Source organism: Pseudomonas sp. FFPRI_1, from assembly GCF_055384485.1.
The window spans coordinates 1169565-1195894 of sequence record NZ_AP029168.1 but is presented as its reverse complement, the minus strand read 5'-3'; the positions used below and the strand labels follow the sequence as shown (position 1 = coordinate 1195894).

Below are 26330 nucleotides of genomic sequence, written 5' to 3'. Positions count from 1 at the left end.
TGATTGTCCTGACGTCCGGCCTGAACAGGGTCATCGCCACGCACTAACAACAACAAATGCGCCCATAACAATTATTAGCGATCGACAACGCAACACGGAGGCACCATGGAAATTCCAGGCGAAATCAAAGCGGGGATCGACACCCGCTCGCTGCACAGCCGCGCCGATGGAACCCTCGACTGGTCGATTTTCTGGATCAGCGGAGGTTTCTTCCTGCTGTTCCTGGTCATTGCCCTGATAGACCTGAACACCCTTTCCAGCCTGATCGGCCACGCCTTCACCTGGAGCACCCACTACTTCGGGCTGTACTGGCAGGTGCTGATGCTGGCGACCTTCGGCGCCAGCCTGTACATCGGCTTCACCCGCCTGGGCCGGGTACGCCTGGGCGGCGTCGGGTCCAAGCCCAGCATCAGCACCTTCAACTGGGTGTCGATGATCATGTGCGCCCTGCTGGCCGGAGGCGGCGCCTTCTGGGCCGCCGCCGAACCGATGATGCATTTCATCGCCCCACCGCCGTACTTCGGCGCCGTGGCCAAGACCGACGCCGCCGGCGTGGCGGCGCTGTCCCAGTCGTTCCTGCACTGGGGCTTCATGGCCTGGGCGGTGCTCGGCAGCCTGCTGACCGTGGTCTACATGTACCTGCACCACGAAAAGAACCTGCCGCTGATGCCGCGCACCCTGCTCTATCCGCTGCTGGGCGAGCGCGCCCTCAAGGGCCCGATCGCGGTGTTTGCCGATGCCTCGGCGATCATCGCGGTGGTGGCCGGCACCATTGGCCCGGTGGGCTTTCTCGGCCTGCAGATTGCCTTTGTCCTGCACTCGGTGTGGGGCGTGCCCAACACCATCATGGTCCAGGCCATGGTGATTCTCTCGGTGACGGTGATCTACACCCTGTCCTGCGTGGTGGGCCTGGGCGGCCTGCGCCTGGTGAGCAAGGTCCACGTATGGCTGATGCTGGGCCTGGCGGCGTTCCTGTTCATCTTCGGCCCCACCCTGTTCCTCAGCGAAACCCTGGCCCAGAGCCTGGCGGTGCACATCACCAGCTTCTTCCAGACCGCCCTGTACCGCGACGACAACGCCTGGCTCAACAGCTGGACCCTGTTCTACTGGGGCTGGTTCATCGGCTACGCGCCGATGATGGGCATCTACGTGGCCAAGGTTTCCCGCGGGCGCAGCATCCGCGAAGTGATCACCCTGATGTCGGTGGCCGCACCGCTGATCACCATGCTCTGGTTCACCCTGGTGGGCGGCACCGGGATCGGTATCGAATTGCAGTCGCCGGGCAGTGTGATCAGCCACGGCGTGCAGCCTGAAGCGCTGCTGCTCGGGGTGGCCCAGTCGATGCCGCTGCCCAACCTGATTTCGGCGCTGTTCCTGTTCCTCAGCTTCTTTTCGGTGGTCACCAGCGCCGGCTCCATGTCCTACACCGTGGCCATGGCCATCAGCAGCAACCACGACGAATCCCCGGCCTGGCTGCGGGTGTTCTGGGGTGCCGGCATGGGCCTGGTGGGGGCGACCCTGATTACCCTCGGTGAGGGCGGCATCAGTGCCTTGCAGTCGTTTATCGTGATCACGGCGGTGCCGGTGTCGCTGCTGATCCTCCCGGCCGTCTGGGATGCGATCCGCATCGCCCGGCAAATGGCCCGCGAACAGGGGGTGCTCTGAATGAACCTGCGACCACCCGCCAGCGTGATGAAGGCGGCGCGCCTAGGGGCCTTCCACCAGTCCCGGCTGTCGTTCATGCGCCAACTGCTGCGCCGCCTCAAGGCGGAAAACTGGCAGTTCCAGCGCCCGCTGTGGACCCTCGACAGCCAGGGCGTGGGCCGCGCGGTGTACACCGCCACCGGCCCCGAACGCAGCTACAGCCTGGTGGCCTTCGCCCATGACCTGGACCCGGCACTGCGCTCGGACCGGGTGATTGCCACCGCCTGGGACGCCACCTTCGCCCTGTTCGACGGCATCCCCGATGCCGCCGACCTGGCCCTCCTGGAGGCCAATGTGCCGAAGCAGGAAGCCGGGCGCATTTCCTCCCGCGAGCTGTGCATGGCCCGGGCCAACCGCTCGGTGCGGCTGTTCGAACATGTGATCGAGGCCCTGGCCGCCGGCCACCAGCCGCAGCGCGAATTCATCGATGAAGTCGGCTACCTGATGCGCACCACCGCGGTCTACGGCAGCGGCAAGTTCGGCGCCGCCGACCGCGAAAGCATTGCCAATCGCGCCGAACTGGCGGCGCCCTTCCAGGCGGAAATGCTCACCGTGTTCCTGATCCGCGCCTTTACCCTGGATCTGGTGGAACACCTGGCCCAGGCCCGGGCGCCCCAGCAGGCGGTGACCCTGGAGCCGGAGTTGCGCCGACGCCTGGGCATCGGCAACTCCACGGGCCTGGGCATGGCGCCGTTCCTGCTCAACCATCCGGTGCTGCTGAACAACTGGGTACAGGCCCGGGAAACCGCCCTGCAACGGGTGCGCGCCGTGCGCCAGCCAACGGCCGGGGAACGTCAGCTGTTCGTCGAGTTCCTCGCCCGGGCCCAGGCCGGCATCGGCCACTGGCATTCCGAACACGAACTGCAACACGGCCGCATCCTGCAACTGCAAGGCGACCTGCAACGCCTGCAGCAACGCATCGCCAGCGGCGTCCTGGAACAGGATTCACCCTGGGACCAACTCTATCGCTGGGCCGAGGGCGCGCTGTCGCTGGAAGCCCAGGAGTGCCTGGTGTCGCTGCTGCTGGAACCCTACGGGCACCTGGTGGATGAGCTGGGCGCCGACATGCAGGCCGATGAGCAAGCCAGCTTCAGCCTCGACGGCAGCATGAGCATCGGCCGCCTGCGGCAGATACTCGACGAACACTATGCCTGGGTCGCGGCCATCGACTTTTCCAGCGAAGCCAGCCGGGCGCTGTTCTGGTACGTCTCCGAGGAAAAACTCGAACCGCGGATCGGCCAGCGCTTTGCCGAACCCGGGGAGGACCTGGAACAGCCCCTGGCAGTGGCCCGGGACATCGCCCAGTTGCAGGCCGCCCTGCCGGGCTGGAGCGACTCGCAAAGCGTCGCCAGCTTCCTCCTGCGGCATCCGGAACACCGCCACAGCCTGCGCCGGGTGCAACTGGCGCCAGCGTTTCCCTACGCCGACATCCAGGACAACCTGATCGACCAGGCGCTGCTGCCCATCGACCTGCTGCGCTGCAAGCTGTCGTTCTTCGGCGCCACCCACTTCGACCCGCGCTCGGATCGCTGGGTGCGCATCACCCTCTACCAGAACGCGCCCTTCCCCCATGAACTGGGGCGGGTGGCGGCGGACGACTGGTCCTACCCCAACCTCGACAGCCAGGAGCAGCGCCGTGCATGCCTCGTTGAATGAAATTGAAAGCCTGTGCAAGAAAGCCGCCCGCGGTGCCGGGCTGTCCTGGGGCCTGGCGGAGGAAGCCGGCAAGGCCGCGCGCTGGCTCTCGGCCCACGGCCTCGACGGCCCGGGGTTGCTGGCCACGCAGCTGCAGCAGAATGACGGCTGTGCCTACCAGCAACTGGCCCCCGATGTCAGCGCCGAGCCCTGGCAAGTGCCGGGGCATGCCCTGTGCCCGCTGATCGCCGGGGCGACCCTGAGCGACCACGCCCACCTGCTGCGCAGCAACGGTCGCATCGAACTCCGGCAGGTGGCGCACCCGCAACTGCTGCTGCCCTTTGCCAGCGCCACTGCGCGCCAGCTCGGCCTGTGGCTGGAGCTGTCCTGGGATGGCTGCAGCCTGAAGTTTTCCCCCACGGGCGAAGCCTGGCTGATGCACCCGCAGAACCTTGGCGCCGCCACCGCCGCCCGGGTGCGCTGCGCCTGTGTGGCTCCTGCTGGCGCCCTCGGCAAGCCTCTGGCGGGCAGCATTCCGGACCTGGGCGACAGCCCCCAGCACGACCTCGACCACCTCGCCGCCCGCACCTACGTGCCGGCCTCCGAAGCCTCGCGCCTGCTGGGCGCCGGTGCCGGCCTGAGCGACAACAACTGACCTTTCCACCCTTGAACCCATGGACCTCGACATGACCTCACCCATCCAGCGAATCGGCACCACACCACGCTTCAGCGAAGCCGTCATCCACAACCAGACCGTCTACCTGGCCGGCCAGGTTTCGCAATTGATCGAAGGGGATATCCGCGCCCAGACCCTGGACGTTCTGCAACAGATCGACGCCGTGCTGGCCAGGGCCGGCACCGACAAGGGCCACCTGCTCAGCGCGCAGATCTGGCTCAAGGACATGGCCGATTACCCGGCCATGAATCAGCTCTGGGATGCCTGGCTGGAAGGCGTCCAGGCACCGGTGCGGGCCTGCGTGCAGGCGCCGATGGCCAAACCCCACTACCGCATCGAAGTGTTGGTGATTGCGGCGCAAAAGGCCTGAATCAGGCCGACCCTGGCCCGGTCGCTGCGGCCACCAGGGTCCGCTCCATGATCAGCGTCAGCTCCTCGCCTTCGTAGTGCTCGCGTACCCGGACAAAGCCCAGGCGCGCATAAAAGCCTTCGGCGGTGACCGACGAGGGCACCACCAGCGAGGTCAAGCCCGAATCCAGCGCCGCCTGCTCGACCGCCGCCATCAGCTGTCGGCCCAGGCCATGACCGTGGTGCGCCGGGTCGACAAACACCGAACGCACCGCACGCCCATCGAGGCTCGCGGTGCCCAGCAATTCCCCATCCACCAGGGCGACGAACATCTGCCGGCGCTGCATCAGCTGGCGCACGGCATCGGTGGTGAAACTGGCCTTGACCCGCTCGATCACACTGGCGGGGTAATCCTGGGCATTGCTGGTGAGCAGGGCCGCCAGGATCACCTGGCTGACCCGTGCAGCATCGGCCGCTACGGCCGGACGAACCTGACACTCCATGACCACTCCCTGGTTTTCGCGCTGATGACAGTGGCCAAAAATACGGCCCGCCTCGCTCGCTGCCAAGGACTTACTGCAACTGGAACACCAAGCAGGAATTGTCATTGAGCCGCCCTTCGAACACCGGCAGCTGGTTCTCCAGGGAGGTGTTATCCAGCAGCCCCCGGTCCTTGTGCGCGATGATCACCCAGGAATCATGGGGCAATGCGTCCAGGTGCCCCGGGTCGTCACCTCTGACAAACAGCGGCTGCTCGTCGTGGTCCAGGTTCATCATGTAGCGCACCGCCCAGGTGTCCTGGCCGAGGTTGAAGAACACCAACGGCCCGGGGCTCGCCTGGCGCAACTGCTCCACCTGGGAAACGAAGGCCCTGGTGTCGAACTGCAGGTCCTTGGCCGGGTCCACCACTGCCACCAGCAGCGTCCATTGCGCCGCCAGGGCCAGAGCGCTGAGCAGCACCAGGCGCCGCCCGAAACTGCCCAGGGTCTTGCGCCAGCCATACAGCGCCAGCAGCTGCAGCACGACAAAGATCGCGATCAGCAACGGCATCGACACCGGCGGCCAGTAACCGTGCTTGTGCCAGCTGTGGCGCAAGACGAACAGCACCAGGATGCACAGCCCCGGCAGCAATCCCACCAGCCACAGGTAGGCGCTGCGCACCTTGCCCAGCCAACCCCGCCCCAAGAGCAAACCATAGGCCGCCACCGCAGCGAACATCGGCACCATGGGCAGGATGTAATAGGCCCGCTTGAAGTGCGGCACCGACAGCCCCAGCAGGACCATCAGGCCACAAGCCCCCAACCGCAGCACCAGGCGCAGTTGCGGGTTCACATGGCGTTGCGCCCACTGCCGGCGCAATACCCAGAGCGTCGCCAGGGCCAGGGGCACCACCGGGAAGTAGCGGTACAGCGCCAGCTGGAAGTAGAAGTAGAACGGCTCGCCGCTTTCATCCAGGCGCCCAACCACCTGCATGTTGTAGACCTGGCGGACGAAATCGTCGCCACCGCTGATGTAGGCCAGTTGCATCAGCAGCCACCAGCAGCCGGCCAGCAATATCAGGCCACTGGCGCCATAGGCGAGCACCCGTTTGATCAGGGTCCGGCGTGCCTCACGGGTGCGGCTGTCCCCCAGCAGCCAGTAGGTGCAGGCCACCCCGCAGACTTCCACCAGCCCCAGGGGCCCGCGAATGGCAAAGGCCAGCACCAGCAGTGGCAGCACCGCCCACAGCCGCCACCGGGCGCCCGACTGTTCGCCGCTGTGCAGCAGGTAGAAAGCCCCCAGGCACAGCAGGGACACCATCTGGTCCAGGCACACCGAGCGGGACTTGTCCAACAGCTGGCTGGTCAGCGCCGTGAGCAATACCGCGAGCAACGCCCAGGTCCGCCCTGAAGGCGCCAGCAGGCGATATAGCAGGGCCAGCACCCCGGCCGAGGCCAACGCGGTGGGCAGGATATTGGCCAGGTGATTGGGCGCGCCGAAGGCCTGGGCGAACAGGTAGCTGAACAAGGTCGCGGTGCCCGGGTAGTCCGGGTAGGGCTGGCCGTAGGTGGTGGGGAACAGGCTGGCGCCGTGGCGGAACATCTCCTGCAGAAACAGCGCCCAGCGACCGTCGAAGCCTTGGGGCTGCTCGTCCCAGATGCCAAAGGTGAACAGCAGCAGGGCCACCAGGTAAATGCCCCAGGCCTCAATCCCGAAACGCGTTTCTCGAACCATCTTCGCCCCACCAGAAAGCGCCGCACCCAAGGCGAGGCATAAGGCTGAACATGTTGCGCGCGCAGCCCCTGAACGGTGCCTGAACAGGGATAAAAAACCCGCACCGCGCAGCCGACTGTCGTCGCTGCCGAGCCCGCGAAGCTGGGCAAAGGCCCGCAGGGCCTCGCCTGGTGGCCACAAGATCCCTGCCTGCGCAGCCTGCGGCAGCGGCTACAGGGCACCACGACGCGGGAAAGGAAAACGGCGCCAGTCGAACTGCCCCACCGCCAGTGCCAGCAGGATCAGGCCCATGGAAATGCCATCCTCCACACTCACCCGCTGCCCCAGGATCAGCACCGAACCGGCCATGCCGAACACCGGGATCAGCAGCGACAGGGGCGCCACCCGGGAGACTGGGTACTCACGCAGCAACAAGTTCCAGCCCCAGTAACAAAAGTGCGTTGCGGCATAGACCTGAAACATCAGCGACAAGCCCGCGCTGACGGACACTTGCCCGGCCAGTTGCAGAAACGGCGCGCTGCCATGGCTCAGCCAGGTCAGGGCCAGCAACGGCAACGGCGCAAACAGGCTGGCCCAGACCACGAAGGCGAACACCTGCCGCACCCCGCAGCGCTTGATAATGACGTTGCCCACACTCCAGCTGAACGCACTTACCAGCAGCAGGGCGTAACCCAGGCTGGTGGCGTGCCCGGGGCTGTCGCCGATGATCCGCAGCAGCCCCCACAGGGCGATGGCCGTGGCCAGCACCTGTTGCAGGCGCAGGCGCTCGCCGAACAGCAGCACGCCCCAGCCCAGGGAGAAAAAGGCGCTGAACTGAATCAACAACGCCGCCGTACCCGGCGCCACACCCTGATCGATCCCGAGATTGATCAACGCCCACATGGCCACGCCGAAAATCAGCCCGTAGGCCGCCAGCCAGCCGAACGCCACCGGCGGGCGCGGCACCAGGAACACCCAGGGCAGCGCCGCCAGGGTGAAACGCAGGGCGGTGAGCAGCAACGGATCGATACTGGCCAGGCCGAGTTTGGTGATGGGAAAGTTCAAGCCCCACAAGGCCGTCACCAGCAAGGCCAGGAACAGGTGTTTTTTCTGCATGTCGCGCGGTCCAGGACAGGCGGCCACGGGCAAATCCCCGGCCGGGGCCGAACTATCGCCCCAGCGGGGCATGGCCCGCTTGCAGTATCAGGTCAACTATCAGTAGATTCGGGCCATGCAGCCTATCGATATCGATCCTTACGAAAATACCCCCCGGGATGTGGTGGTCACCGCCGTCGACTACCCCGACGGCCTGTACTTCGCCGAGCACCAGCACCGGCGCGGGCAATTCGCCTATGCGGCCACCGGGGTGATCAGCGTCTTCAGCGACCAGGGCAACTGGGTGGTGCCGCCGCAGCGGGCCATCTGGGTGCCGGCCGAAGTGCCCCATGCCATGCACATGAGCGGGCCGGTGACCATGCTCAACACCTATGTGCGGCCCCGGGCGGCCAAGCGCCTGGGCCTGCCGGAGCACTGCCAGGTGCGGGAGGTGTCCGAGCTGCTGCGCCAGTTGCTGCTGCGGGCCACGGCCATTCCGGCGCTCTACGCCCCGGACAGCGTGCAGGGCCAGGTGATGAACCTGCTGCTGCATGAAGTCGCCGCCATGCCGGCCCTGGCCCTCAATGCTCCACTCCCCGACGAACCACGGCTGGCCAGGGCCTGCCGCGAGGCGCTGGAGCAACCGTCGCTGGAATTGGGAATCGATGAAATGGCCGAGCGCGCCGGCATGAGCCGCCGTACCTTCACCCGGCTGTTCCGCCAGCACACCGGCATCAGCTTCGTCGAGTGGCGCCAGCAGGCCTGCCTGTTGGCGGCGGTGGTGCGCCTGGGCCATGGCGAGGCCGTGACCCGGGTCGCCAGCGACCTCGGCTACAGCAGCCCGAGTGCGTTCAGCAGCGTGTTTCGCAAGGTATTGGGCGAGACGCCCAGCCGCTACTTTGCCCGGGCCCGGGCCTGAAGGACCCGAGCCTGAGCGAGGCCGTGCTAGAGGAACACGGCGGACAACATCCCCAGCGCGCCGAGGCAGAAGCCGATCAAGGCACCGCGCCCGGGCGCCTGCTGGAACAGCGCCCAGATCACCAGCGGCTCCAGGAGCAGCAGCGACGTCACCGAGACCACGGTAATGATCCAGATGTCACCCACCGCCACATAGCCCAGCCAGTAGGCCGCCAGCAGGCAGATACCGCCCAGGCACATGATCAGCACCGGCAACGCCAGTTCGGCACCCGAGGTGTTGCCGGAATGGGCCAGCCGCGCCACCACCACTTCACTGTAGATGGCGCAGAACTCGCCCAGCACCATCAGCCCTACAGCAGAAACTCCGAGTAATTCTTTGGACATGTGACAAACCCCTTGGTATTGAGAGCCCGATTTTTCAGCTCCCAGGCATTGATCGCTCCGCTGACGGAGCCTGAATCACGATGCGCAGGGGTATGAGGCAACTCGGTCATAGTCAGGAACTTGAACATGTCCATCTCCTTCTGGGTGGGGGTGCAAACAGGGCCCGTGGACTGCCGATGGGCCGCAGCCTGTATAAGGGATTTCCTGTCACAGCGTCATCCCCCCTGAACACTCACCGCGAAAAAACCACGCAAACTCCACAATCAAACAGCCTGCCTGCCGATAGCCTGGGCCCGGTCATCCTCAGCTAGAAGCCATTGCCACCATGTCCCAGCCGTCCACACCTCTTCGTACCGTTCAACCCGCTGACTGGGTCGCCACCTATTTCATCAGCGTCGCGACGCTGGCCGTGGTCCTGACGCTGTTGATCAACCTGATAGTGCAGCTCAGCAGCCGGGACCCGTGGAGCGAGCTGGCCAGCGCGCTGACTTTCAGCGTGGTGGTGCTGCTAGTGAGCGTGGTGGTCATAGGCGTCGTTGCCGCCCTGCCCTGCATCCTGTTCTTCTGGCTGGCCCAGCGTTTCACCTGGCGCCACCTGTGGATCTACCTGGTGGGCGGAGCCCTGGCGGCCCTGCCCGCCATTCCCATGGTGGTGAGCCTGTCTCCCGGCTTTTTCAACCTCCCGCACGGCGTCAACATCCTTGAGCGCTATTTGCCGCTGGCCCACTTGTTCGCTGGTTGCGGGGCCTTTCTGGGAGCGATGTTCTGGTGGCTCAGCGGGCGGCACCTGCGCTGACTCCCTCCTGTAGGAACCGGCTTGCCGGCGAAGCAAGCGCCCACGATCCCAGCCTTGTCACTCACCTCAAGAAGCGATGTCTCCCATGCCCGCAAAAACTCCAGCCCTTCGCACCGTGCAACCTAAAGACTGGTTTGCCGCCTACTTCATTGGCGCCACGGCCCTGGCCATGGTCCTGGCGGTACTGCTGATGCTGGGGATGCTGACCAGCGCCGGGGCGCTGCGCTGGGCCATCGTCCCCCAGGTGCTGTTCGTGGGCCTGGTGACCCTGATCGCAAGTGGTGTGCTGATCGGCATTGTCACGGCGCTGCCCTGTGCCCTGTTCTTCTGGCTGGCCCAGCGCTTTGCCTGGCGTAATGTGCTGATCTATCTGTTCTGCGGTGCACTGGCGGCGATGCCGACCATTCCCGTGGTGGCAAGCCTGGCCCCGTCGAGCTTCTATTCCGATCCAGCCGAGGAAGAACCCGAAGGGCTGTCGCGCTACTTGCCGCTGGCGCCATTGTTCGGCTGCTCGGGGGCCTTTCTGGGAGGTATCTTCTGGTGGCGCAGCGGGCGCCACTTGCGCTGATCAGCCCTCCCTGCCACTCCTCACGTCGGCGCCGGCTTGCCGGCGAAGAGGCCCTCCGGCCCGGCGCCAGACGGGATGACGCCTTCGCTGGCAAGCCAGCTCCTACCAAGCCAGCGCCCAATCAATGCCGACCCAGCCAGCGCTTACAAGGAGGCGCTGGGCTGGGCGGCGCGGGCCACTACCACCTTGCCCAGCAAACCGCCCTGCTCGACGCGGGCATGGGCCCGGTGCAGGTTGTCGACAGTGAAGGGGCTGAACACCTCGCTCAAGGTGCTGCGAATCAGGCCCTGGTCCAGCAACTGCGCCAGCCGGTTGAGGATGTGGTGCTGCTCAATCATGTCCGGGGTCTGGAACAGCGCGCGGGTGAATACCATCTCCCAGTGCAGGGACACGCTCTTGGCCTTGAGCGGCACCGCATCGAAGCAGTCGTGATCGTCGATCAGCGCGATATGGCCATGGGGCACGATGATCTGGGCCAGCTCGGCATAGTGCCGTTCGGTGTGGCTCAGGGCGGCAATGTGGGTCACCGGCGGCAGGTCGAGGGCGGCCAGTTGTTCCACCAGCGAACGGGAATGGTCCAGCACCTGATGGGCCCCCAGGTCCAGGCACCACTGGCGGCTGTCCGGCCGCGAAGCCGTGGCGATGACGGTCATGCCGGTCAGCCTGCGGGCCAGCTGGATCAGCACCGAGCCCACGCCACCGGCACCGCCGACAACCAACAGCGTGCCTTGTTCAGAGAGCTCACCAGGCACCCGGCCCAGGCGCTCGAAGAGCAATTGCCAGGCAGTCAGTGAGGTCAGGGGCATGGCGGCCGCCTGGGCGAAGGACAGGCTGGTCGGCTTGTGCCCCACCAGGCGCTCGTCCACCCGGTGCAGCTCGGCATTGGCGCCATCCCGGGTGAAGGTGCCGGCATAGAACACTGCATCCCCGGGGGCGAACAGGGTCACCGCGCTGCCCACCGCGCGAACCACGCCACTGGCGTCCCAGCCCAGGCTCCGCACGCCGTCGGGCACCGCCACCTTGCCGGCGCGGACCTTGGTGTCCAGAGGGTTGACCGACACCGCCTCGACCGCCACCAGCAGGTCATGCGGTTCCAGTGGCGGCGGCTCCAGTTGCACCTCGCAGAGGGCGTGAGGATCAGACAGGTGCGAACCTTTGAGGTAGACGATGGCCTTCATTGCAGAGCTTCCTTGACGAGGCAAAGCGCACACTTAAATCCCTCATGCCCTGCCCGCACAAGTAGGGTACTTTTGCGTACCAGCTACGCAAAAGGGTCGCCAGGCAATGAAGAACAAGCACTATCAGGACATTCCAGGCTGCCCGGTGGAGGTGACCCTGGACCTGATCGACGGCCGCTGGAAAGGCGTGATCCTGCATCAGTTGCTGGCCAACGAGTTCCTGCGTTTCAACGAATTGCAACGCCGCCTGCCGGGGATCTCACAACGCCTTTTGACCAAGCAACTGCGAGACCTGGAAGCCGCCGGCCTGGTGTCGCGCACGGTGTACGCCGAGGTGCCGCCGCGGGTGGAATATCGCCTGACCGCAGAAGGGCGATCGCTGCAACCGGTGATCGAGGCGCTGTCCGCCTGGGGCCGCGGGCGCATCAGCCGACGCCAGCAGGAAAGTGCCCTCGGCTAGCCCTCCCTTCCCCACCACCACAGGTCGCCCCATGCCAACTCATCCGGATGCTCGCCCAAGGTTCAAGGTGTACCAGGGCTCGACCCTGCTCGGCTGGTCGGCCCTGGAATCGGCCGACCCGCCCATGGGCGTGGCCTTCGGCCAATTCATCCCTGCAGCGGCCTATGCTGCGCTCCAGGAGCGGGTGCGGGCACTGACGGCAGCGGCCCAGGTCGAGTTGCAACTACAGGTCCATCACCTCGACCAGCCCGTTCCGGCCATGGGCGTGAGCATTCAGGACTACAGTGCCGAGTGCGGCGCCGACGCCATCGAGATCACCGTGCTGGGCATCGGCTATCCCCTCTATGAGCAGTTGTTCCCGCACGCGGTGGCCGCCTATCAGCAGGCAATGGGCTAACTTCGGCGTCCGGGGAAAATCCTCACTCTTTCCCCCTGCTTGTTCACAATTCGTTAAGACTTGCCTCCGTATACTTTCGGGCTTGCCCGCGGCCTTCCGGCTGCGCCCATCGATCTGCCGGCGCACAATTCATGTCACGACCCGCTCCGCTGCTGTTCCTGCTGACCTGCCTGCTGTTCTTCTTCGCCCTGGGCAATCATCAGTTGCAAGGCTCCACCGAGGCTCGGGTCGCCGGGATCGCCATGCAAATGCACCTGGACGATGACTGGGTCACGCCACGGCTGTTCGGCACGCCGTTCCTGGAAAAACCACCGCTGAGCCTGTGGCTCGACGCCGGGGCCATCCGCGCCTTCGGCGGCACGCCCCTGGCGGTGCGCCTGGCTTCGGCCTTTGCCGGGCTGTTCAGTGTGCTGCTGCTGTACGCCATGCTCCGGCGCTTTGGCCGTCCCGCCACCCTGGCCGCGGTCGCCGGGCTGATGCTGGCGACCATGGCCAGCTACTGGAGCAACGTGCGCGGCGTGGGTGAAGACGCGCTACTGAGCCTGGGGGTGACCCTGGCCCTGCTGGCGTTCTTCCAGGCCCAGCGGCGCCAGGCCGAACAGCAACCGGCGCCGCTGGCCTGGCTGGCGTTCGCCGTCGGGATCGCCATCGCGACCCTGAGCAAGGGCGTGCTGGGCCTGGCCATGCCCGGAGTGGTGATCTTCGCCTACCTGCTGGCCGACAGCCTGATCGAAAAGCGCTTCACCCTGGCTCACTGGTTGCGTCCCGGGCTCCTGACCCTGCTGGGCCTGGTGCCCCTGGCGATCTGGCTGGCCGTGCTCTACCAGCGCGGCGGCCTGCAGGCCCTGGGCGAAGTACTGTGGACCAACAGCGTCGGGCGCTTCGATGGCTCGTTTGTCGAAGCCGGGCACTACGAACCTTTCTATTACTACCTGGCCAAGTTGCCCCAGGCCTTCCTGCCCTGGAACATCCTGGTCTACCTGGGCCTGTGGCATTTCCGTAAAAGCCTGGTGAAGAACCGCTACCTGCTGTTTTTCAGCCTCTGGCTGGTGGCGCAATTCACCCTGCTGTGCCTGGCCTCGAGCAAGCGCACGGTGTACCTGATGTCGCTGACCCCGGCCGCCGCGGTGCTGGCGGCGGAGTACGGCGCGGTGCTCTATCAGCGCCTCGCCGAGCGGGCAGCGGGCTCCGGGTTCTGGAGCGCCGTCGGGCGTCAGCGCAAGGGGCTGGTGATTGCCGTCATGGGCCTGGTGATCTGCGGGTACCTGGCGAACGCCCAATGGGTCGCGCCGAAAGCGGACCGCGAACTGTCGTTCGTGCCGGTCACCGACCAGATCATGACGTTGCAGGCCAGCGGTCATCAGTTAGCCCTGTATCAGGCCAACGAGCGGATTGGCGGCGCCAGCGTGTTCTACATCCAGAGCCTGCTCAAGGACCTGCAGACCGAGGCGCAGCTACAAGCCTTTCTCGCCGAGTCGCCACAGCACATGGCGGTGCTCGGCGGAGCCGAGGCCCCCAAGCCGCCCCTGCAGGTGCAGAAGGTGATGATGGTCGGTCGCCAGGCCTACTACTTCGTCAACCTGGCACCCGCCGGCTGAAGGCAAAAAAAACGGCCGCTGAATCAGCGGCCGCTTGCATCGCCGGGGCCAGCACCAGGCCCCACCCGGTATCGGGTTACTGCGGGTTCTTCAGCTTGACCACATCACCGGAAACCTTGGTGGTGTAGCCGTTCAGGACCCAGGCCCAGAACCAGCTTTCCTGGACCTGGGTGTTGATCAGGGCGTCACCGCCCTTGGCCTCGATCGCCGCAGTCTGGGCGCGGACGAAACGGTTGTTCTGCTGGATCGGGAACATGCCCAGCAGCATGATGCCGGTGGCGCTGCCTTCACTGTGACCGATGACGGTGTACTGGCTGCTATCCAACTGCTGGGTTTTCATCGGGGTGCCGGTGCAGCCCGCAAGGACCAGGCCGAGGCAGGCAGAGGCAACCACTTTGCTGATGTGCTTCACGACGTAACTCCATGGAAAAAGCGCCCGGGATTCATTTCTCGGGCGCCGGCACTTTACTTGCGCACACTAAAAATGCCCATCCCCAATGCCCCTTGAACCCTTTCCCGCTGATACCCGTCCAGCGCACTTGAAACCATGACTCCTGCCCAACGACGGGCATTCCTCTAAAAGGAGTCAGGCATGACCATCACCGCTACCACCTCCCCCTTGGGCCAGGCCGTCGCCCGGAAGCGCTTCGACGATGCCGGCCGCCACCTGCGCCAGCCGGACCTGAGCAGCGTTCCGACATTCCTCGCACTGTTCGCCAGCAACCGGGCCGAGCGCTCGTCACCGGCCCGGGTGCTGCTGCACCAACTGGGGCGCACCTGTTTGACTCTGCGCTCATTGATCATCGGCCTGAGCCTGTTTGCCAGCGCCGCGCAGGCCCTGGAAACCACCAGGACCGCCCCCGAAACCCTGAAGGCCTACGCCGTTACCCTGGAGAAATCCGCCGGCAGCAACCAATGGCAGCAACTGTGGAAACGCTCTCGCGAGAGTGGGGCATTTATCCAGCAGGGCAACCAACCGCGCTTCACCGTCAGCCAGGACAAACTGCCGGACATGGTCCGTACCACACTGGGCAACGCCACCAGCGTTCAAGCACAGGCCACTACCCAGGCGCTGTACCGCTATGAATTCGCCGGGCCCATCGGCAGTGTCGCCAACCAATCGGTCAAGGCCCTGTGCCTGCTGGTGGACTGGCGCACCCTGCCCAGCACCAGCCCCACCAATGACCCAGGCCCCATGGGCAGTGTCAGCCTGCTGCTCGCCCAGCCCTGCACCTGAGCCCGAACCGGCCGCCCGGGCCAATGCAATGCCCCGGGCGGCGCTGTTCATCCCTTGACCTGCGAGCTCAGCAGGTCAGCCTCCTTGCGCCGGCGGGTGCCGTAGCTGTCACCAAAGTTGCGCAGGTTGGCCAGGGCACTCTTCCAGTCGCGGGCCACCACCTGGGCCCAGAACTTCGGCGTGCGGCTGGCCAGGTTGCCGTACTGAAAGGCCACCGAGGCGATCACGGTTTGCATCGGCGCCGGCAACTGGGCGAAATCCACCCCGCTGGCCTGGACATAGTCAGCTGCCAGGCGATTGACGAAGGGCGTCTTGTACGCCTCGTCGATCAACTCGGCCTCGGCGGCGCTGATGCTCAAGGGTTGTTCAACGAGGCGGTCCAGGGCCTTGGTCCCGGTCAGGCCCAGGTAGGGGCTCAAGCGCCGCACCAGATCCGCGGGCAGGTTGAGCGCCTGCAAGTCCGTGAGCCTGCGCTGTCCCAGATCGAAACCGGTGCCCACCGTGACCCCGCTCTTGCTGTTCTGGGCATCGGGCACATACCCCTTTGTCATGGCACCACCTTCAAGGGCCGCGATGAAATTGAAATCAATCGAATAGCGTGACATGGGAATTTCCTCATCCAGTTGAAGAAAAACCAGTGCAACACCCGCGACCGATACAACATCAGGCTGTAATAGTTCCCCTTAACAAGGGGCATATTTCCCACTGAACAAGGGACGAAACATCTCCTTAGGATCAAACCAGCCGTATCCATAATTCCAAGGAGGTAACAAATGGACGTGAACGACCTCAGTCTTATCGATGTACGCCAACTGCCCCACTCGCTCCAGGCCCTCATCGACTGCATCGGCCTGGAGAATGCCTACCACCTCACCCGCGAATATGGCGGCCGCCCCAAATACATTCCCAAGCACGCCGAACGCACGTCCCTGGCCCTGATCCTGCCTCCCGATGCCCTCAAGGCCCTGATCGAGCGCTTCGCCGGATTGGCCCTGGAGATCCCCAAGGCCGACCACTTCTGCCGGCAGATCCGCAACCAGCACATCCAGCTGGAAAGCCTGGGGGGCATTTCCCGCAGCGTGCTGGCCGACAAATACGGCCTGAGCCTGCGACAGATCGGCAACATCCGCCGCCTGGAAGCCAACACTCCCCGGTAATCGATTCCCGCTGAACAGCTCGCAACGGTTTTCCTAATGTGCAGGGGCGCATCTCGCGCAACGAAGAACAAGGAGAAAGACCATGCCAGATATCGATAAGGGCTTGATCGGCGGTGTGATTGCCGCCCTGCCCCTGGACAAGATGATCACCGGCCCACTGATGGCAATGATCCAGGCGCAGGTCGCCGCGAGCAGAGCCTACGCGGACTTCCTGATGGGCGTGTGCATCCAGAACGGCCAGGCGGTTTCGGTGCAGTTCGACTACGACGAAACCCTGGTGGATGAGCAGGGCGTCTACAAGGGCACGGTGAAGAAGTCGATGCGCATCCCGCTGCTGGCGGCCATCAGTCACCCCAACATCACCATCGAGGAAGGTTCGATCGAGTTCGAGCTGACCATCAGCCAGATGGCCGAGGACACCAGCAGCACCGAAGCCTCCGGCAGTTTCGAAGCGAAGATGGGCTGGGGCCCGTTCAGCGTCTCGGTCAAGGGCGCGGCGAGCCACAAATCGACCCAGACCCGCAAGACCGACACCCGCGCACGCTACGCCATCAGCACCAAGATCGTCCGCCAGGACCCACCGGAAGCCCTGATGCGGGTCATCGACTTCCTCACCGACGCCGCCACCAAGCCTGTGCGGCTGCCTGGCACGCAACCGACCGACACCGACAAGCTGCCGACTGCCAACGCGCTGAAAATGCCTGATGCCGCGGCCGAGAAGAAAGACGGCACCAACGGTTGATCACCACGGCCCCCTAGCCCCCTCCAGCCCGCCCCGCCTTCACGGCGGGGCACTCCAGCCACCGAACAAGGAGCGTGATCCATGGCTTTTTTTTCCCGCAGCAAGGAGCCCATGTCCGCCAGCGACCTGAGCCACATCACCCGTGGCATGCACCAGGCCGCCGCGGCCACTCACAACCTGATCGCCCAGCAGTACATCAAGTTGTTCGACCAGTTCTTCGACTACAACGTCGACGACCTGGGCACGCCGATGAAGGCCAAGATGGTCGAGGTGGCACTCAACGATGACCACATCATCAATGTGCCGCTGATCGCCCTGGTCTCGCCCAAGGGCCTGGCCCTGCACAAGATGACCGTCGACCTGTCGGTGCGCATGCAAGCCACCGAATTGCAGAAGGCCAGCCACGACCTGGAGAACGGCGAGCTGCAGAGCGAGAAGTTTTTCGTCACCTTCGGCAACGGCAAGCGCGAAGGCCACGAGCGCGACCCCGACGAAGTGCAGATCAGCATGGAGTTTCGCGACTGCCAGCCGCCGGAGGCGATCCAGCGCCTGATCGAGGAATTCACCAACCTGATCAGCCCACAGCGGATCAACGAAGGGCCTGCCCCTGCGACGTTCGCGCCGGCCGGCAATCCGCCCGGCGACCCCGACCTGCTGGCGCCCTGAGCTGCGGGGCATGACCCGCCCGGCTGACCGCGACGGCCAGCCCGGAGCGCCGGACAGGGTTCAAGGCTTGAGATTGACCGAGCGCCAGTCGCTGGCCTCGATCATGCCGAGCATCTTCGGCGCGCCATTGAGGGTATCGGTGGAAACGAACAGAGCAGCGCCGTACCCCAGGGTCGGGGTCGCCAGCTTCAGTTCCTTCTCCAGCGCGTCCATGCACTCACTGTGGGTCACCAGTACCAGGTTGCGCCCGGCCACCTTATGCGCCAGTGCGTCACGCAGCATGCTGCCCTTGCAGTTGTACAGCCAGCCATCGCCGCTGCTGACCTTGCTGAACATATAGCTTGCGGTCTGCGCGGTCCGGGTCAGCGGGCTGTTGTAGATATCGGCACGGTCCAGGCCCAGTTGCTCGAACTGCGCACCCAGGCCCACCGCCACCTCCCGGGCACGGTCGGTAATGCCATCGGCAGGGCCCAGGCAGGCAGCCTTGGAACGATCGCAACGCTCCACATGACGCACCAGGACGATGATGTCGCCCTTGGCCCAGCCGGCCCGCAACGCCTGGACCCCGGCCAGGTTACCGTGGGCCAGGTCGGGCACCGCCGCCGGCCGGAACAGCCACAAGCTCAGGGGAATCAGCAGCACACCGCCCAGCAACAGTGCCAGGAAACGCTTGTAACGCTTCAGGCCGCTCGTCATCGTCGAGCGTTTGACCAGCGTGGAAACCAGTGGTGTGGTCACAGTGCCGCAGCCCCTTGTTGAGATTGATCCGGTGAAATGAGCCGCTCTGATCCAGGCTACAGAAACCTGATGACAATCGAGCGCTGTCCGATGCCTTGGGCATCGACCGGGCAGACTCTAGGAGCACGGACGTGGGGCGCCGGTGAAATGAATGTGAAAAAAAGCTCAACGGTGCGGTGGCCCATCCCGCAAAATAGCCGTCAAAGCCTGAAACATTGTCTTGGCGCAATGCCGACGAAATCGTTTCAGCTATGGCACATCCCGCCGATACACCCCCTACAAAACACCTTGCTGGGCACCAACAACAACAATCTTCCAGCCAACTTAGATCAAGAAGCGCTACGTTCCTGGAGGAATTTCAATGAATAGTTGGTTTGCCAACATAAGCGTCAACCTCAAGCTGGGCCTGGGTTTCGGCCTGGTCCTGGCCCTGACCACCGTCCTTGCACTGACCGGCTGGACCAGCCTGGGCGGCCTGATTGACCGCAGCAACTGGATGAGCGACATCACCCAGCTCAACAGCGGCCTGACCAAGCTGCGGGTCACCCGCCTGCAGTACATGCTGGCCAACGGCGACGAAACCGCCGCCCAAGGCGTGCAGAACACCCTGGACGATTTCAGCGCCCAGCAGAAAAAGCTCCTGGCCTCGTTCCAGAGCCCGGAAAACATCAAGCTTCTGCAAGGCCTGGGCGCGACCATCAGCGCCTATCAGGACTCGCTGAACAAGATGCGCAACGCCTACCGCACCGGTGACGCTGCGCGCCTGGCGATGAACCAGAACGCCGAACGCGCCAATGACCTGATCAACGGGATCAACTCCTGGGTCAAGCAGTTGCCCCTGAGCGACGAGCGCTTCGAGCAGTTCCAGGCCATCACCCAGGCCAAGGAAGCCTTCCAGCTGGCGCGCTATGAAGTGCGCGGCTACGTCACCACCAACAACCCGGACACCGAGCAGAAAGCCGTCACCCAGCTCAACGCTGCGATTGCCGAAATGGATCAGCTCAAGTCCCATTTCAGCAGCACCCAGCGCGATGCCCTGCAACAGCTGGAAACCGCCCTGAGCGGCTACCGCAGCTCGCTGCAGGCCTTCAAGGTCGCCTTCACCAGCGCCCTAGAGGCGCGCAAGGAAATGACCGACCAGGGCGCCGACATCGTCAACCGCAGTGACGCCCTGTACCAGATCCAGCTGGACCGCCGCGACATCGAGAGCACCCAGGCCCGCAGCCTGCAGATGATCAGCACCCTGCTGGCACTGCTGGTGGGCGTCCTGGCCGCGGTGATCATCACCCGGCAGATCACCCGCCCGTTGCGTGAAACCCTGGCCGTGGTCGAGCGCATCGCCTCCGGCGACCTGACCCAGGACCTGCGGGTCACCCGCCGCGATGAACTGGGCGTGCTGCAACAAGGCATCGCACGCATGGGCGTGACCCTGCGCGAGCTGATCAGCGGCATCCGTGATGGCGTGACCCAGATCGCCAGCGCCGCCGAAGAACTGTCCGCCGTGACCGAAGAAACCAGCGCCGGGGTCAACAGCCAGAAAGTCGAGACCGACCAGGTGGCCACCGCCATGCACGAGATGACCGCCACCGTGCAGGAAGTCGCGCGCAACGCCGAAGAAGCCTCCCAAGCTGCGGCCGCCGCCGACGGCGAAGCCCGCCAGGGCGACAAGGTGGTGGCCCAGGCCATCGAACAGATCGAGCGCCTGGCCAGCGAGGTGGTACGTTCCACCGACGCCATGACCGTGCTGCAACAGGAAAGCGACAAGATCGGCAGCGTCATGGACGTGATCAAGGCCGTGGCCGAACAGACCAACCTGCTGGCCTTGAACGCCGCCATCGAAGCCGCCCGTGCCGGTGAAGCCGGCCGTGGTTTTGCCGTGGTTGCCGACGAAGTGCGAGCCCTGGCCCAGCGCACCCAGAAGTCCACCGAAGAGATCGAAGTACTGGTGGCCGGCCTGCAGAATGGCACCCAGCAAGTGGCCACGGTGATGAACAACAGCCGCAGCCTGACCGACAGCAGTGTCGACCTGACCCGCAAGGCCGGTGCCTCGCTGGAAAGCATCACCCGCACCGTGTCCAACATCCAGTCGATGAACCAGCAGATCGCCGCCGCTGCCGAGCAGCAGAGCGCCGTGGCCGAAGAGATCAGCCGCAGCATCATCAACGTGCGCGACGTGTCCGAACAGACCGCCGCCGCCAGCGATGAAACCGCCGCCGCCAGCGTCGAGCTGGCCCGCCTGGGCGGCCAGTTGCAGATGATGGTCAGCCACTTCCGCGTCTGATTTGCAGCGTGCCCTTCGCCGGCAAGCCGGCTCCTACAGGGTTCCGTAGGAGCTGGCTTGCCAGCGAAAGGCGCTACGCGGTCCGCCTCCCTCCGGCTTGCCAGCACAAAGCAGCCTACCAATACGACTGCTGCGCAGTCCTGCGGGAGCAAGCGATTGCTTTTCCGCCCGGTCCAGCGTTTGCCTCAATAGCCCTACGGGCAACGGCGAAGCATTTACAGGACTCAAGGTTTGCCCTTACCTTTCCCGGTCTCCGTCCTGCTGTCCGAAGGATTAGTCACCAGGAACCCGTTCATGCCCAGCCTCGGTTTTACTTCGCTCCCGCCCCTGCTCAAGTACCTGCTCTACGCCGAGCAACTGGGTATTGCCACCGCTCCGGCGCTGGCGGCCGCCGGGATTGAACCCGAACAGCTCAACGACACCAGCCTGCGCCTGCCGATGGAAGTCCACGAACGCTTGCTGGACTACTTCTGCCTGCACTCCGGCGACCCGTTGTTCGGCCTCAATTCAGCGCGCTTCGTCAAACCCAGCTCCTGGAACGTGCTGGGCTACATCACCATGAACTGCGCAACCCTGGGCGAAGCCATGGGCCGCATCATGCCGTTCGAAAAACTGGTGGGCGACATGGGCACCAGCCGTGCCGAACTGCTGGAAGGGGAAGTGCGACTGATCTGGAGCTGTCGCCACCAGCGCCCGGACATTCGCCGGCACCTGGTGGAAAACGTGCTCGCTTCCTGGCTGCTGTATGCCCGCTGGATCGCCGACTCAGCCATGTCCCCCCGTGCAGTCTGGTTCGAACACCCCTTGCCGCAGAACACTCAGGTGGCCCAGTACGAGGCCCTGTTCGGCTGCCCGGTGCTGTTCCAGCAGCCCTGCTCGGCCCTGGTGGCCCCGCTGGAGTACCTGCAACTGCCGCTGCGACAGGCCGATGCCCGCCTGCTCAGGACCCTGGAAGATCATGCCCAGACGATGATGGCCTCGCTGGCCGATGCGCCCCTGGCGCTGCAGGTGCACAACGTATTGCGCCAGTTGCTCAAGGACGGCCTGCCGCGCAAGGAACAGGTGGCGGAGCACCTGTCGCTGTCGGTACGCACCCTGCAACGCCAGTTGCAGCAGGCCGGCACCTCGTATCAACAGATCCTCGATGACCTGCGCCAGGAACTCGCCGAGCACCATCTGCGACACAGCGAGCTGTCGATCCAGGGGATTTCCGATTGCCTGGGGTTTACCGAGCCGCGCTCATTTCACCGCAGCTTCAAGAGTCGCACCGGGCTGACTCCGGGGCAGTTCCGCCAGGCCGCCCAGGCCTCTGGCAAGGCCTGAAACCCGTCAGACGCTGATTGCGTTGGTGAACACCAGCCGATTGCCGAACGGGTCGCTGATGGTCATGTCCTGGCTGCCCCAGGGCATGGCCTGGATCTGCGGGTGGGAAAAACGGTACTGCTGGGCCAGCAATTGCTGCTGGAAGGCTTCCAGTTCATCGGTTTCGATACGCAGCGCAGCCCCTGGCGAGCAATCGCCATGATGCTCCGAAAGGTGCAGCACGCACTCGCCCCGTGACACTTGCATGTACAGCGGGAAATCGGCTTCGAAGCGGTGCTCCCAGTCCAGGGAGAAGCCCAGGAAATCGAGGTAAAACTCCCGAGCCTTGGCTTCATCGAAGATCCGCAGGATGGGGGTGGTTTTGCCAAAGCTCATGGGGCGACTCCCTGACTGGAAAAGGCCGACTGTAACGGCCATTGATGTCAGCACTTCGGCGCCAGCCCGGGATTCTTTAATGTCAATACGCCACTATCGTGACCCAGATCACGCCTTCAGTGGGCCCTGGCAAACCCCTGGCGCAGATCCCCCTCACGGGCAAGAAAGCGGCCCCGGCGCTGACCGTTGGCCTGCCCCGCGGCATAACTGCACACACCGTTGACCCAGACCCCGTCGATTCCTTCCGCGGCCTGTTGCGGGGCCTTGAAGTCCGCCACGTCACGCACCCGAGCCGGGTCGAACAGCACCAGGTCGGCCCAGTGCCCTTCACGGATCTCGCCCCGTTGCTGCAGGCCGAAGCGTGCGGCTGAAAGCCCGGTCATCTTGTGCACCGCGGTGTGCAGCGGGAACAGGCCCAGGTCGCGGCTGAAATGCCCCAGCACCCGGGGGAAGGCGCCCCACAAACGAGGATGGGGGAAGGGGTCTTCCGGCAGGCCATCGGAGCCGATCATCGACAGCGGATGGGCGAGGATGCGGCGCACATCGTTCTCATCCATGCCGTAGTACACCGCCCCTGCCGGTTGCAGGCGCTCGGCGGCGGCCAGCAGGCTGACGCCCCAATCGGCGGCGATCTCGCTCAAGTCGCGACCACCCTGCTCGGGGTGCGGCGTGGACCAGGTCACGGTGATGCGGTAGGCATCGGTGACCTGCTTGAGGTCCAGGGTCGAGGAACTGGCGGCGTAGGGATAGCAGTCGCAGCCTACCGGGTGATCCTGCGCCGCCTGCTCCAGGGCCGCCAGCAGCTGTGGGCTGCGCCCCCAGTTGCCGGCACCGGCGCACTTGAGGTGCGAGACGATCACCGGCGCACGAGCCGAACGCCCGATCAGAAAGGCTTCGTCCATGGCCTCCAGCACCGGTTCGAACTCGCTGCGCAAGTGGGTGGTGTACACCGCGCCAAAGGCCGTCAGCTCCTGGGCCAGTTGCAGCACTTCATCGGTTTCGGCCGAGAAGGCGCTGGCGTAGGCCAGCCCGGTGGACAGGCCCAGGGCACCGTCCTCCAGGCTCTCGCGCAGTTGTTCGCGCATGGCCGCGATCTCCTCGGTACGGGCGGTGCGGTACAGATCCGCCAGGTGATTGCTGCGCAGCGCCGTGTGCCCCACCAACGCCGCCACATTCACTGCCGGGCGGGCCGCCTCTACCGCCGCGCGGTAATCGCGAAAGCGCGGGTAGGCGAACATCGACCGCTCGCCCAGCAGGTTCATCGGGTCCGGCGGATCGCCCTTGAGGGTCACCGGCGAGGCGCTGATCCCGCAGTTGCCGACGATCACCGTGGTCACCCCCTGGCTGAGCTTGGGCAGCATCTGCGGTTGGCGAATCACCACGGTGTCGTCATGGGTGTGCACATCGATGAAGCCCGGGGCCAGGACTCGCCCGCGCCCATCGATCTGTTCCCGGGCCGTGGCGTCGGACAGGTCGCCGATGCGCTGGATACGGCCATCGTCGATGGCCAGGTCGGCGAGGTAGCCCGGGCGGTCGCTGCCATCGATGATCAAGGCGTTGCGGATCAGCGTGTCGTAGCGCATATCAGTCTCCCAGGGGCAGGCAGTCGTCACCGCCACGGTAATGGTCCAGGGCCAGCTTGATGCGGCGCAGGCGCTCCTGGTTGTCGTCCGGCAGGGCCAGGGCCAGCTCGGTGGCCAGGACGTCGATGGCCAGCAGCATGCCGTAGCGCGCAGCGGTGGGTTTGTAGATGAACGAGGTCTCGGCGCTATGCAGCGGCAACACCACATCCGCCAGTTGCGCCAGGGGCGAATCCGGCAGGGTGATGGCCAGGATCCCGGCGCCGTAGCTGCGGGCCAGGGTCACGGCCTCCAGCAGCTCGGGGGTAATCCCGGTCAGGGAACAGGCGATCACCGCATGCTGCGGCCCCAGTGCGGCAGCGGTCACCCGCATCATCACCGGGTCGTGGCAGGCGGCGATGGAATAACCCAGACGCACCAGGCGCACTTGCAGCTCATCGCTGCACAGGGTCGAGCAGCCGCCGGTGCCGAAGGCATGGATCATCCGCGCCCGGCCCAGCAGGCGCACCGCATCGGCGAACTGCGTCTCGTGGAAACCGGCCAGGTGCTGGTGCAGGGCCGACTCGATATCGCCGACGATCTGCCGGTAGAAGCCGGACTGCTCGGGGGCCCCGGCCGGGTCGAGAAAACGGCTGCCCACCCCGCTGGCCTGGGCCAGTTGCAGGCGCAGTTGGCGCAGGTCACGACAGCCGACGCTGCGGGCGAAGCGCGACAGGGTGGCGGCGCTGACATCGGCCCGCTGGGCCAATTCGTCGAGGCTGGCGGAGGCGGCAAACCCCACGTCGTCCAGCATCAGCCGGGCGATCCGCCCCTCCCCGGCACTCAGGGAGTCCAGGCACGAGCGGATCTGGTACAGGATGTCCATCTACAAAAACTCCGCGAGGACCAGGGTCAGGCCGAAGGCAATCACCGAGATCAGGGTCTCCAGCACGGTCCAGGTCTTGAAGGTTTGAATGACCGTCATATTGAAGTATTCCTTCACCAGCCAGAAGCCGCCGTCGTTGACGTGGGACAAAATCACCGAGCCGGCGCCGGTGGCGATCACCAGCAGCTCCGGATGGGGATAACCCAGGCCCACGGCCACCGGCGCCACCACCCCCGAGGCGGTGGTCAGGGCCACGGTGGCCGAACCGGTGGCAACCCGCATCAGCACCGCGAACAACCAGCCCATCCACAGCGGCGACAACTGGAACTCATGGGCCAGGCCGACGATCTGCTCGGTCACCCCGGAGTCGATGAGGATCCGGTTGAGGCCTCCGCCGGCCCCCACCAGCAGGGTGATGCTGGCGGTGGGCGCCAGGCACTCGTTGGTGAACTTGAGGATCGACTCGCGGTTCATGCCCTGGGCCAGGCCCAGGGTCCAGAAGCTCACCAGGGTGGCCACCAGCAGGGCGATCACCGAGTTGCCGATAAACAGCAGGAACTGATTGAGGCCGGTGCCGGGCTCGGCCAGCAGGTTGGCCCAGCCGCCGATCAGCATCAGCACCACCGGCAGCAGGATGGTGGCCATGGTCAGGCGGAAACTCGGCAGGCGCAGGCGCGGCTCACGGGCGATGAACTGTTTCTCCAGCGGGTTCTCTGCCGGCAGGTGGATGTGCGGCACGATAAACCGCGCATACACCGGCCCGGCGATGATCGCCGTGGGCACGCCAATCAGGATCGCGTACAGCAGGGTCTGCCCCACCGATGCCTGATAGGCCTGCACCGCCAGCATCGCCCCGGGGTGCGGCGGCACCAGGGCATGCACCACCGACAGCCCGGCGACCATCGGCAGGCCCACCATCAGCAGTGACACCCCAACCCGCCGGGCCACGGTGAAGGCAATTGGCACCAGCAACACGAAGCCCACCTCGAAGAACAGCGGCAGCCCCACCAGGAAGGCGATGCAGACCATGGCCCAATGGGCGTTGCGCTCGCCGAAGCGGTCGATCAGGGTGCGCGCCACCTGCTCGGCACCGCCGGATTCGGCCATGAGTTTGCCGAGCATGGTGCCCAGGGCCACCACCAGGGCGATATGCCCCAGGGTCTTGCCAACCCCCGCCTCGTAGGCGCCGACCACCCCGGAAGGCGGCATGCCGGCCATCAGCGCCAGACCCACCGACACCAGGGTGATGACGATAAAGGGGTTGAGCCGGTACCGAGCGATCAACACGATCAGCGCGATGATGGCGACTGCGGCGTAGCCCAGCAGCCAGTAACCCGTTGCGGGAGCCATGGCGTCCTCCTTGAAAACAGCGTCACTTTCGAATGGTTGTGAAATTCATTAATCACTTAACAGAGT

General features: G+C 65.1%; 30 protein-coding genes and 1 pseudogene. 18 read left to right on the top strand and 13 right to left on the bottom strand.

Features of this window, described 5'->3' with window-relative positions; genetic code table 11:
* Nucleotides 1-105 precede the first annotated feature (105 nt).
* The 4 genes from ACZ5BO_RS05315 to ACZ5BO_RS05300 are packed head-to-tail and all read left to right on the top strand — an operon-like array spanning nt 106 to nt 4385.
* Nucleotides 106-1665: a BCCT family transporter gene (locus tag ACZ5BO_RS05315; protein WP_464698611.1), complete on the top strand. Its 1560-nt coding sequence runs from the start codon at nt 106-108 to the stop codon at nt 1663-1665.
* Complete coding sequence (locus tag ACZ5BO_RS05310; RefSeq protein ID WP_464698609.1) at nt 1666-3360, top strand: hypothetical protein; 1695 nt, start codon at nt 1666-1668, stop codon at nt 3358-3360.
* A complete protein-coding gene (locus ACZ5BO_RS05305; protein WP_464698607.1) occupies nt 3341-3994 on the top strand; it encodes a DUF3726 domain-containing protein in 654 nt (217 codons plus the stop codon). The genes ACZ5BO_RS05310 and ACZ5BO_RS05305 overlap by 20 nt, the downstream gene beginning before the upstream one ends.
* A gap of 31 nt (nt 3995-4025) precedes the next feature.
* Nucleotides 4026-4385 (top strand): RidA family protein, encoded by a 360-nt coding sequence (locus ACZ5BO_RS05300; protein ID WP_464698605.1) that lies wholly within the window; start codon nt 4026-4028, stop codon nt 4383-4385.
* Nucleotide 4386: 1 nt separating this feature from the next.
* Here ACZ5BO_RS05300 and ACZ5BO_RS05295 read toward each other — a convergent pair whose 3' ends face one another.
* The 3 genes from ACZ5BO_RS05295 to ACZ5BO_RS05285 form a co-directional block, all read right to left on the bottom strand.
* The gene (locus tag ACZ5BO_RS05295; protein ID WP_464698603.1) at nt 4387-4866 is read right to left on the bottom strand and encodes an N-acetyltransferase family protein; all 480 of its coding nucleotides are present in this window, start codon (nt 4864-4866) and stop codon (nt 4387-4389) included.
* Nucleotides 4867-4936: 70 nt separating this feature from the next.
* Nucleotides 4937-6577 (bottom strand): ArnT family glycosyltransferase, encoded by a 1641-nt coding sequence (locus ACZ5BO_RS05290; RefSeq protein ID WP_464698601.1) that lies wholly within the window; start codon nt 6575-6577, stop codon nt 4937-4939.
* Between the two features lie 210 nt (nt 6578-6787).
* On the bottom strand, nt 6788-7672 hold the full coding sequence (locus ACZ5BO_RS05285; RefSeq protein WP_464698599.1) for an EamA family transporter: 885 nt from the start codon (nt 7670-7672) through the stop codon (nt 6788-6790).
* Between the two features lie 115 nt (nt 7673-7787).
* On the opposite strand from ACZ5BO_RS05285, the gene ACZ5BO_RS05280 reads away from it, so the two are divergent.
* Entirely contained in the window at nt 7788-8570 is a 783-nt protein-coding gene (locus ACZ5BO_RS05280; protein ID WP_464698597.1) for an AraC family transcriptional regulator, read from the top strand.
* 26 nt (nt 8571-8596) lie between these two features.
* Here the strand turns inward: ACZ5BO_RS05280 and ACZ5BO_RS05275 are convergent, their stop codons facing one another.
* A complete protein-coding gene (locus ACZ5BO_RS05275) occupies nt 8597-8914 on the bottom strand; it encodes a hypothetical protein (protein WP_011059155.1) in 318 nt (105 codons plus the stop codon).
* A gap of 5 nt (nt 8915-8919) precedes the next feature.
* Nucleotides 8920-9081: a hypothetical protein gene (locus tag ACZ5BO_RS05270; protein ID WP_177330324.1), complete on the bottom strand. Its 162-nt coding sequence runs from the start codon at nt 9079-9081 to the stop codon at nt 8920-8922.
* A 197-nt stretch (nt 9082-9278) separates the two neighbouring features.
* On the opposite strand from ACZ5BO_RS05270, the gene ACZ5BO_RS05265 reads away from it, so the two are divergent.
* Both ACZ5BO_RS05265 and ACZ5BO_RS05260 read left to right on the top strand, forming a co-directional pair.
* Nucleotides 9279-9749 carry a hypothetical protein gene (locus tag ACZ5BO_RS05265; RefSeq protein ID WP_029978717.1) on the top strand — a complete coding sequence of 157 codons (471 nt, stop codon included), beginning with the start codon at nt 9279-9281 and terminating at the stop codon, nt 9747-9749.
* 85 nt (nt 9750-9834) lie between these two features.
* The gene (locus ACZ5BO_RS05260; RefSeq protein ID WP_029978720.1) at nt 9835-10317 is read left to right on the top strand and encodes a hypothetical protein; all 483 of its coding nucleotides are present in this window, start codon (nt 9835-9837) and stop codon (nt 10315-10317) included.
* A gap of 143 nt (nt 10318-10460) precedes the next feature.
* Here ACZ5BO_RS05260 and ACZ5BO_RS05255 read toward each other — a convergent pair whose 3' ends face one another.
* Nucleotides 10461-11495 (bottom strand): zinc-binding alcohol dehydrogenase family protein, encoded by a 1035-nt coding sequence (locus ACZ5BO_RS05255; protein ID WP_464698595.1) that lies wholly within the window; start codon nt 11493-11495, stop codon nt 10461-10463.
* A 106-nt stretch (nt 11496-11601) separates the two neighbouring features.
* Between ACZ5BO_RS05255 and ACZ5BO_RS05250 the strand changes: the two genes are divergently transcribed.
* The 3 genes from ACZ5BO_RS05250 (at nt 11602) to ACZ5BO_RS05240 (ending at nt 13950) form a co-directional block, all read left to right on the top strand.
* Nucleotides 11602-11955, top strand: coding sequence for a winged helix-turn-helix transcriptional regulator (locus ACZ5BO_RS05250; protein WP_025131460.1), 354 nt, complete (start codon nt 11602-11604; stop codon nt 11953-11955).
* A 31-nt stretch (nt 11956-11986) separates the two neighbouring features.
* Entirely contained in the window at nt 11987-12352 is a 366-nt protein-coding gene (locus tag ACZ5BO_RS05245) for a hypothetical protein (protein ID WP_177330325.1), read from the top strand.
* 131 nt (nt 12353-12483) lie between these two features.
* Nucleotides 12484-13950 carry an ArnT family glycosyltransferase gene (locus ACZ5BO_RS05240; RefSeq protein WP_464698593.1) on the top strand — a complete coding sequence of 489 codons (1467 nt, stop codon included), beginning with the start codon at nt 12484-12486 and terminating at the stop codon, nt 13948-13950.
* A 76-nt stretch (nt 13951-14026) separates the two neighbouring features.
* On the opposite strand, the gene ACZ5BO_RS05235 is transcribed toward ACZ5BO_RS05240, so the two are convergent.
* Complete coding sequence (locus tag ACZ5BO_RS05235) at nt 14027-14362, bottom strand: hypothetical protein (protein ID WP_025131463.1); 336 nt, start codon at nt 14360-14362, stop codon at nt 14027-14029.
* Nucleotides 14363-14542: 180 nt separating this feature from the next.
* On the opposite strand from ACZ5BO_RS05235, the gene ACZ5BO_RS05230 reads away from it, so the two are divergent.
* Nucleotides 14543-15187, top strand: a complete 645-nt coding sequence (locus ACZ5BO_RS05230; protein ID WP_464698591.1) for a hypothetical protein — start codon at nt 14543-14545, stop codon at nt 15185-15187.
* 47 nt (nt 15188-15234) lie between these two features.
* On the opposite strand, the gene ACZ5BO_RS05225 is transcribed toward ACZ5BO_RS05230, so the two are convergent.
* Nucleotides 15235-15792 carry a pesticin C-terminus-like muramidase gene (locus ACZ5BO_RS05225; RefSeq protein WP_464698589.1) on the bottom strand — a complete coding sequence of 186 codons (558 nt, stop codon included), beginning with the start codon at nt 15790-15792 and terminating at the stop codon, nt 15235-15237.
* A gap of 168 nt (nt 15793-15960) precedes the next feature.
* Here ACZ5BO_RS05225 and ACZ5BO_RS05220 point away from each other — a divergent pair, with 168 nt between their 5' ends.
* The 3 genes from ACZ5BO_RS05220 to ACZ5BO_RS05210 all read left to right on the top strand — a co-directional run bounded on the left by ACZ5BO_RS05220 (nt 15961) and on the right by ACZ5BO_RS05210 (nt 17752).
* The gene (locus ACZ5BO_RS05220) at nt 15961-16344 is read left to right on the top strand and encodes a hypothetical protein (protein ID WP_025131466.1); all 384 of its coding nucleotides are present in this window, start codon (nt 15961-15963) and stop codon (nt 16342-16344) included.
* A gap of 82 nt (nt 16345-16426) precedes the next feature.
* Nucleotides 16427-17086: a DUF2589 domain-containing protein gene (locus ACZ5BO_RS05215; protein ID WP_025131467.1), complete on the top strand. Its 660-nt coding sequence runs from the start codon at nt 16427-16429 to the stop codon at nt 17084-17086.
* A gap of 81 nt (nt 17087-17167) precedes the next feature.
* Nucleotides 17168-17752 carry a DUF2589 domain-containing protein gene (locus ACZ5BO_RS05210; RefSeq protein WP_025131468.1) on the top strand — a complete coding sequence of 195 codons (585 nt, stop codon included), beginning with the start codon at nt 17168-17170 and terminating at the stop codon, nt 17750-17752.
* Nucleotides 17753-17812: 60 nt separating this feature from the next.
* On the opposite strand, the gene pmrG is transcribed toward ACZ5BO_RS05210, so the two are convergent.
* Nucleotides 17813-18448 (bottom strand): lipopolysaccharide core heptose(II)-phosphate phosphatase PmrG, encoded by a 636-nt coding sequence (gene pmrG / locus ACZ5BO_RS05205; RefSeq protein ID WP_051586118.1) that lies wholly within the window; start codon nt 18446-18448, stop codon nt 17813-17815.
* Between the two features lie 78 nt (nt 18449-18526).
* Here pmrG and ACZ5BO_RS05200 point away from each other — a divergent pair, with 78 nt between their 5' ends.
* The 4 genes and pseudogenes from ACZ5BO_RS05200 to gliR all read left to right on the top strand — a co-directional run bounded on the left by ACZ5BO_RS05200 (nt 18527) and on the right by gliR (nt 22094).
* Nucleotides 18527-18859: a hypothetical protein gene (locus ACZ5BO_RS05200; RefSeq protein WP_464698586.1), complete on the top strand. Its 333-nt coding sequence runs from the start codon at nt 18527-18529 to the stop codon at nt 18857-18859.
* Between the two features lie 127 nt (nt 18860-18986).
* Nucleotides 18987-19865 (top strand): annotated as a pseudogene (locus tag ACZ5BO_RS05195) (methyl-accepting chemotaxis protein); the annotation flags it as partial.
* 42 nt (nt 19866-19907) lie between these two features.
* Nucleotides 19908-20771, top strand: coding sequence for a methyl-accepting chemotaxis protein (locus tag ACZ5BO_RS05190; RefSeq protein WP_464701188.1), 864 nt, complete (start codon nt 19908-19910; stop codon nt 20769-20771).
* 294 nt (nt 20772-21065) lie between these two features.
* Nucleotides 21066-22094 carry an AraC family transcriptional regulator GliR gene (gliR, locus tag ACZ5BO_RS05185; protein WP_464698584.1) on the top strand — a complete coding sequence of 343 codons (1029 nt, stop codon included), beginning with the start codon at nt 21066-21068 and terminating at the stop codon, nt 22092-22094.
* 6 nt (nt 22095-22100) lie between these two features.
* Here the strand turns inward: gliR and ACZ5BO_RS05180 are convergent, their stop codons facing one another.
* From ACZ5BO_RS05180 to ACZ5BO_RS05165, 4 genes are all read right to left on the bottom strand, one after another.
* Nucleotides 22101-22469: a glyoxalase superfamily protein gene (locus ACZ5BO_RS05180; RefSeq protein WP_025131472.1), complete on the bottom strand. Its 369-nt coding sequence runs from the start codon at nt 22467-22469 to the stop codon at nt 22101-22103.
* Between the two features lie 116 nt (nt 22470-22585).
* Nucleotides 22586-24052, bottom strand: coding sequence for an N-acyl-D-amino-acid deacylase family protein (locus ACZ5BO_RS05175; protein ID WP_464698582.1), 1467 nt, complete (start codon nt 24050-24052; stop codon nt 22586-22588).
* 1 nt (nt 24053) lies between these two features.
* Nucleotides 24054-24914: a MurR/RpiR family transcriptional regulator gene (locus ACZ5BO_RS05170; RefSeq protein WP_464698580.1), complete on the bottom strand. Its 861-nt coding sequence runs from the start codon at nt 24912-24914 to the stop codon at nt 24054-24056.
* On the bottom strand, nt 24915-26264 hold the full coding sequence (locus ACZ5BO_RS05165; protein ID WP_025131475.1) for a GntT/GntP/DsdX family permease: 1350 nt from the start codon (nt 26262-26264) through the stop codon (nt 24915-24917).
* Nucleotides 26265-26330 lie beyond the last annotated feature (66 nt).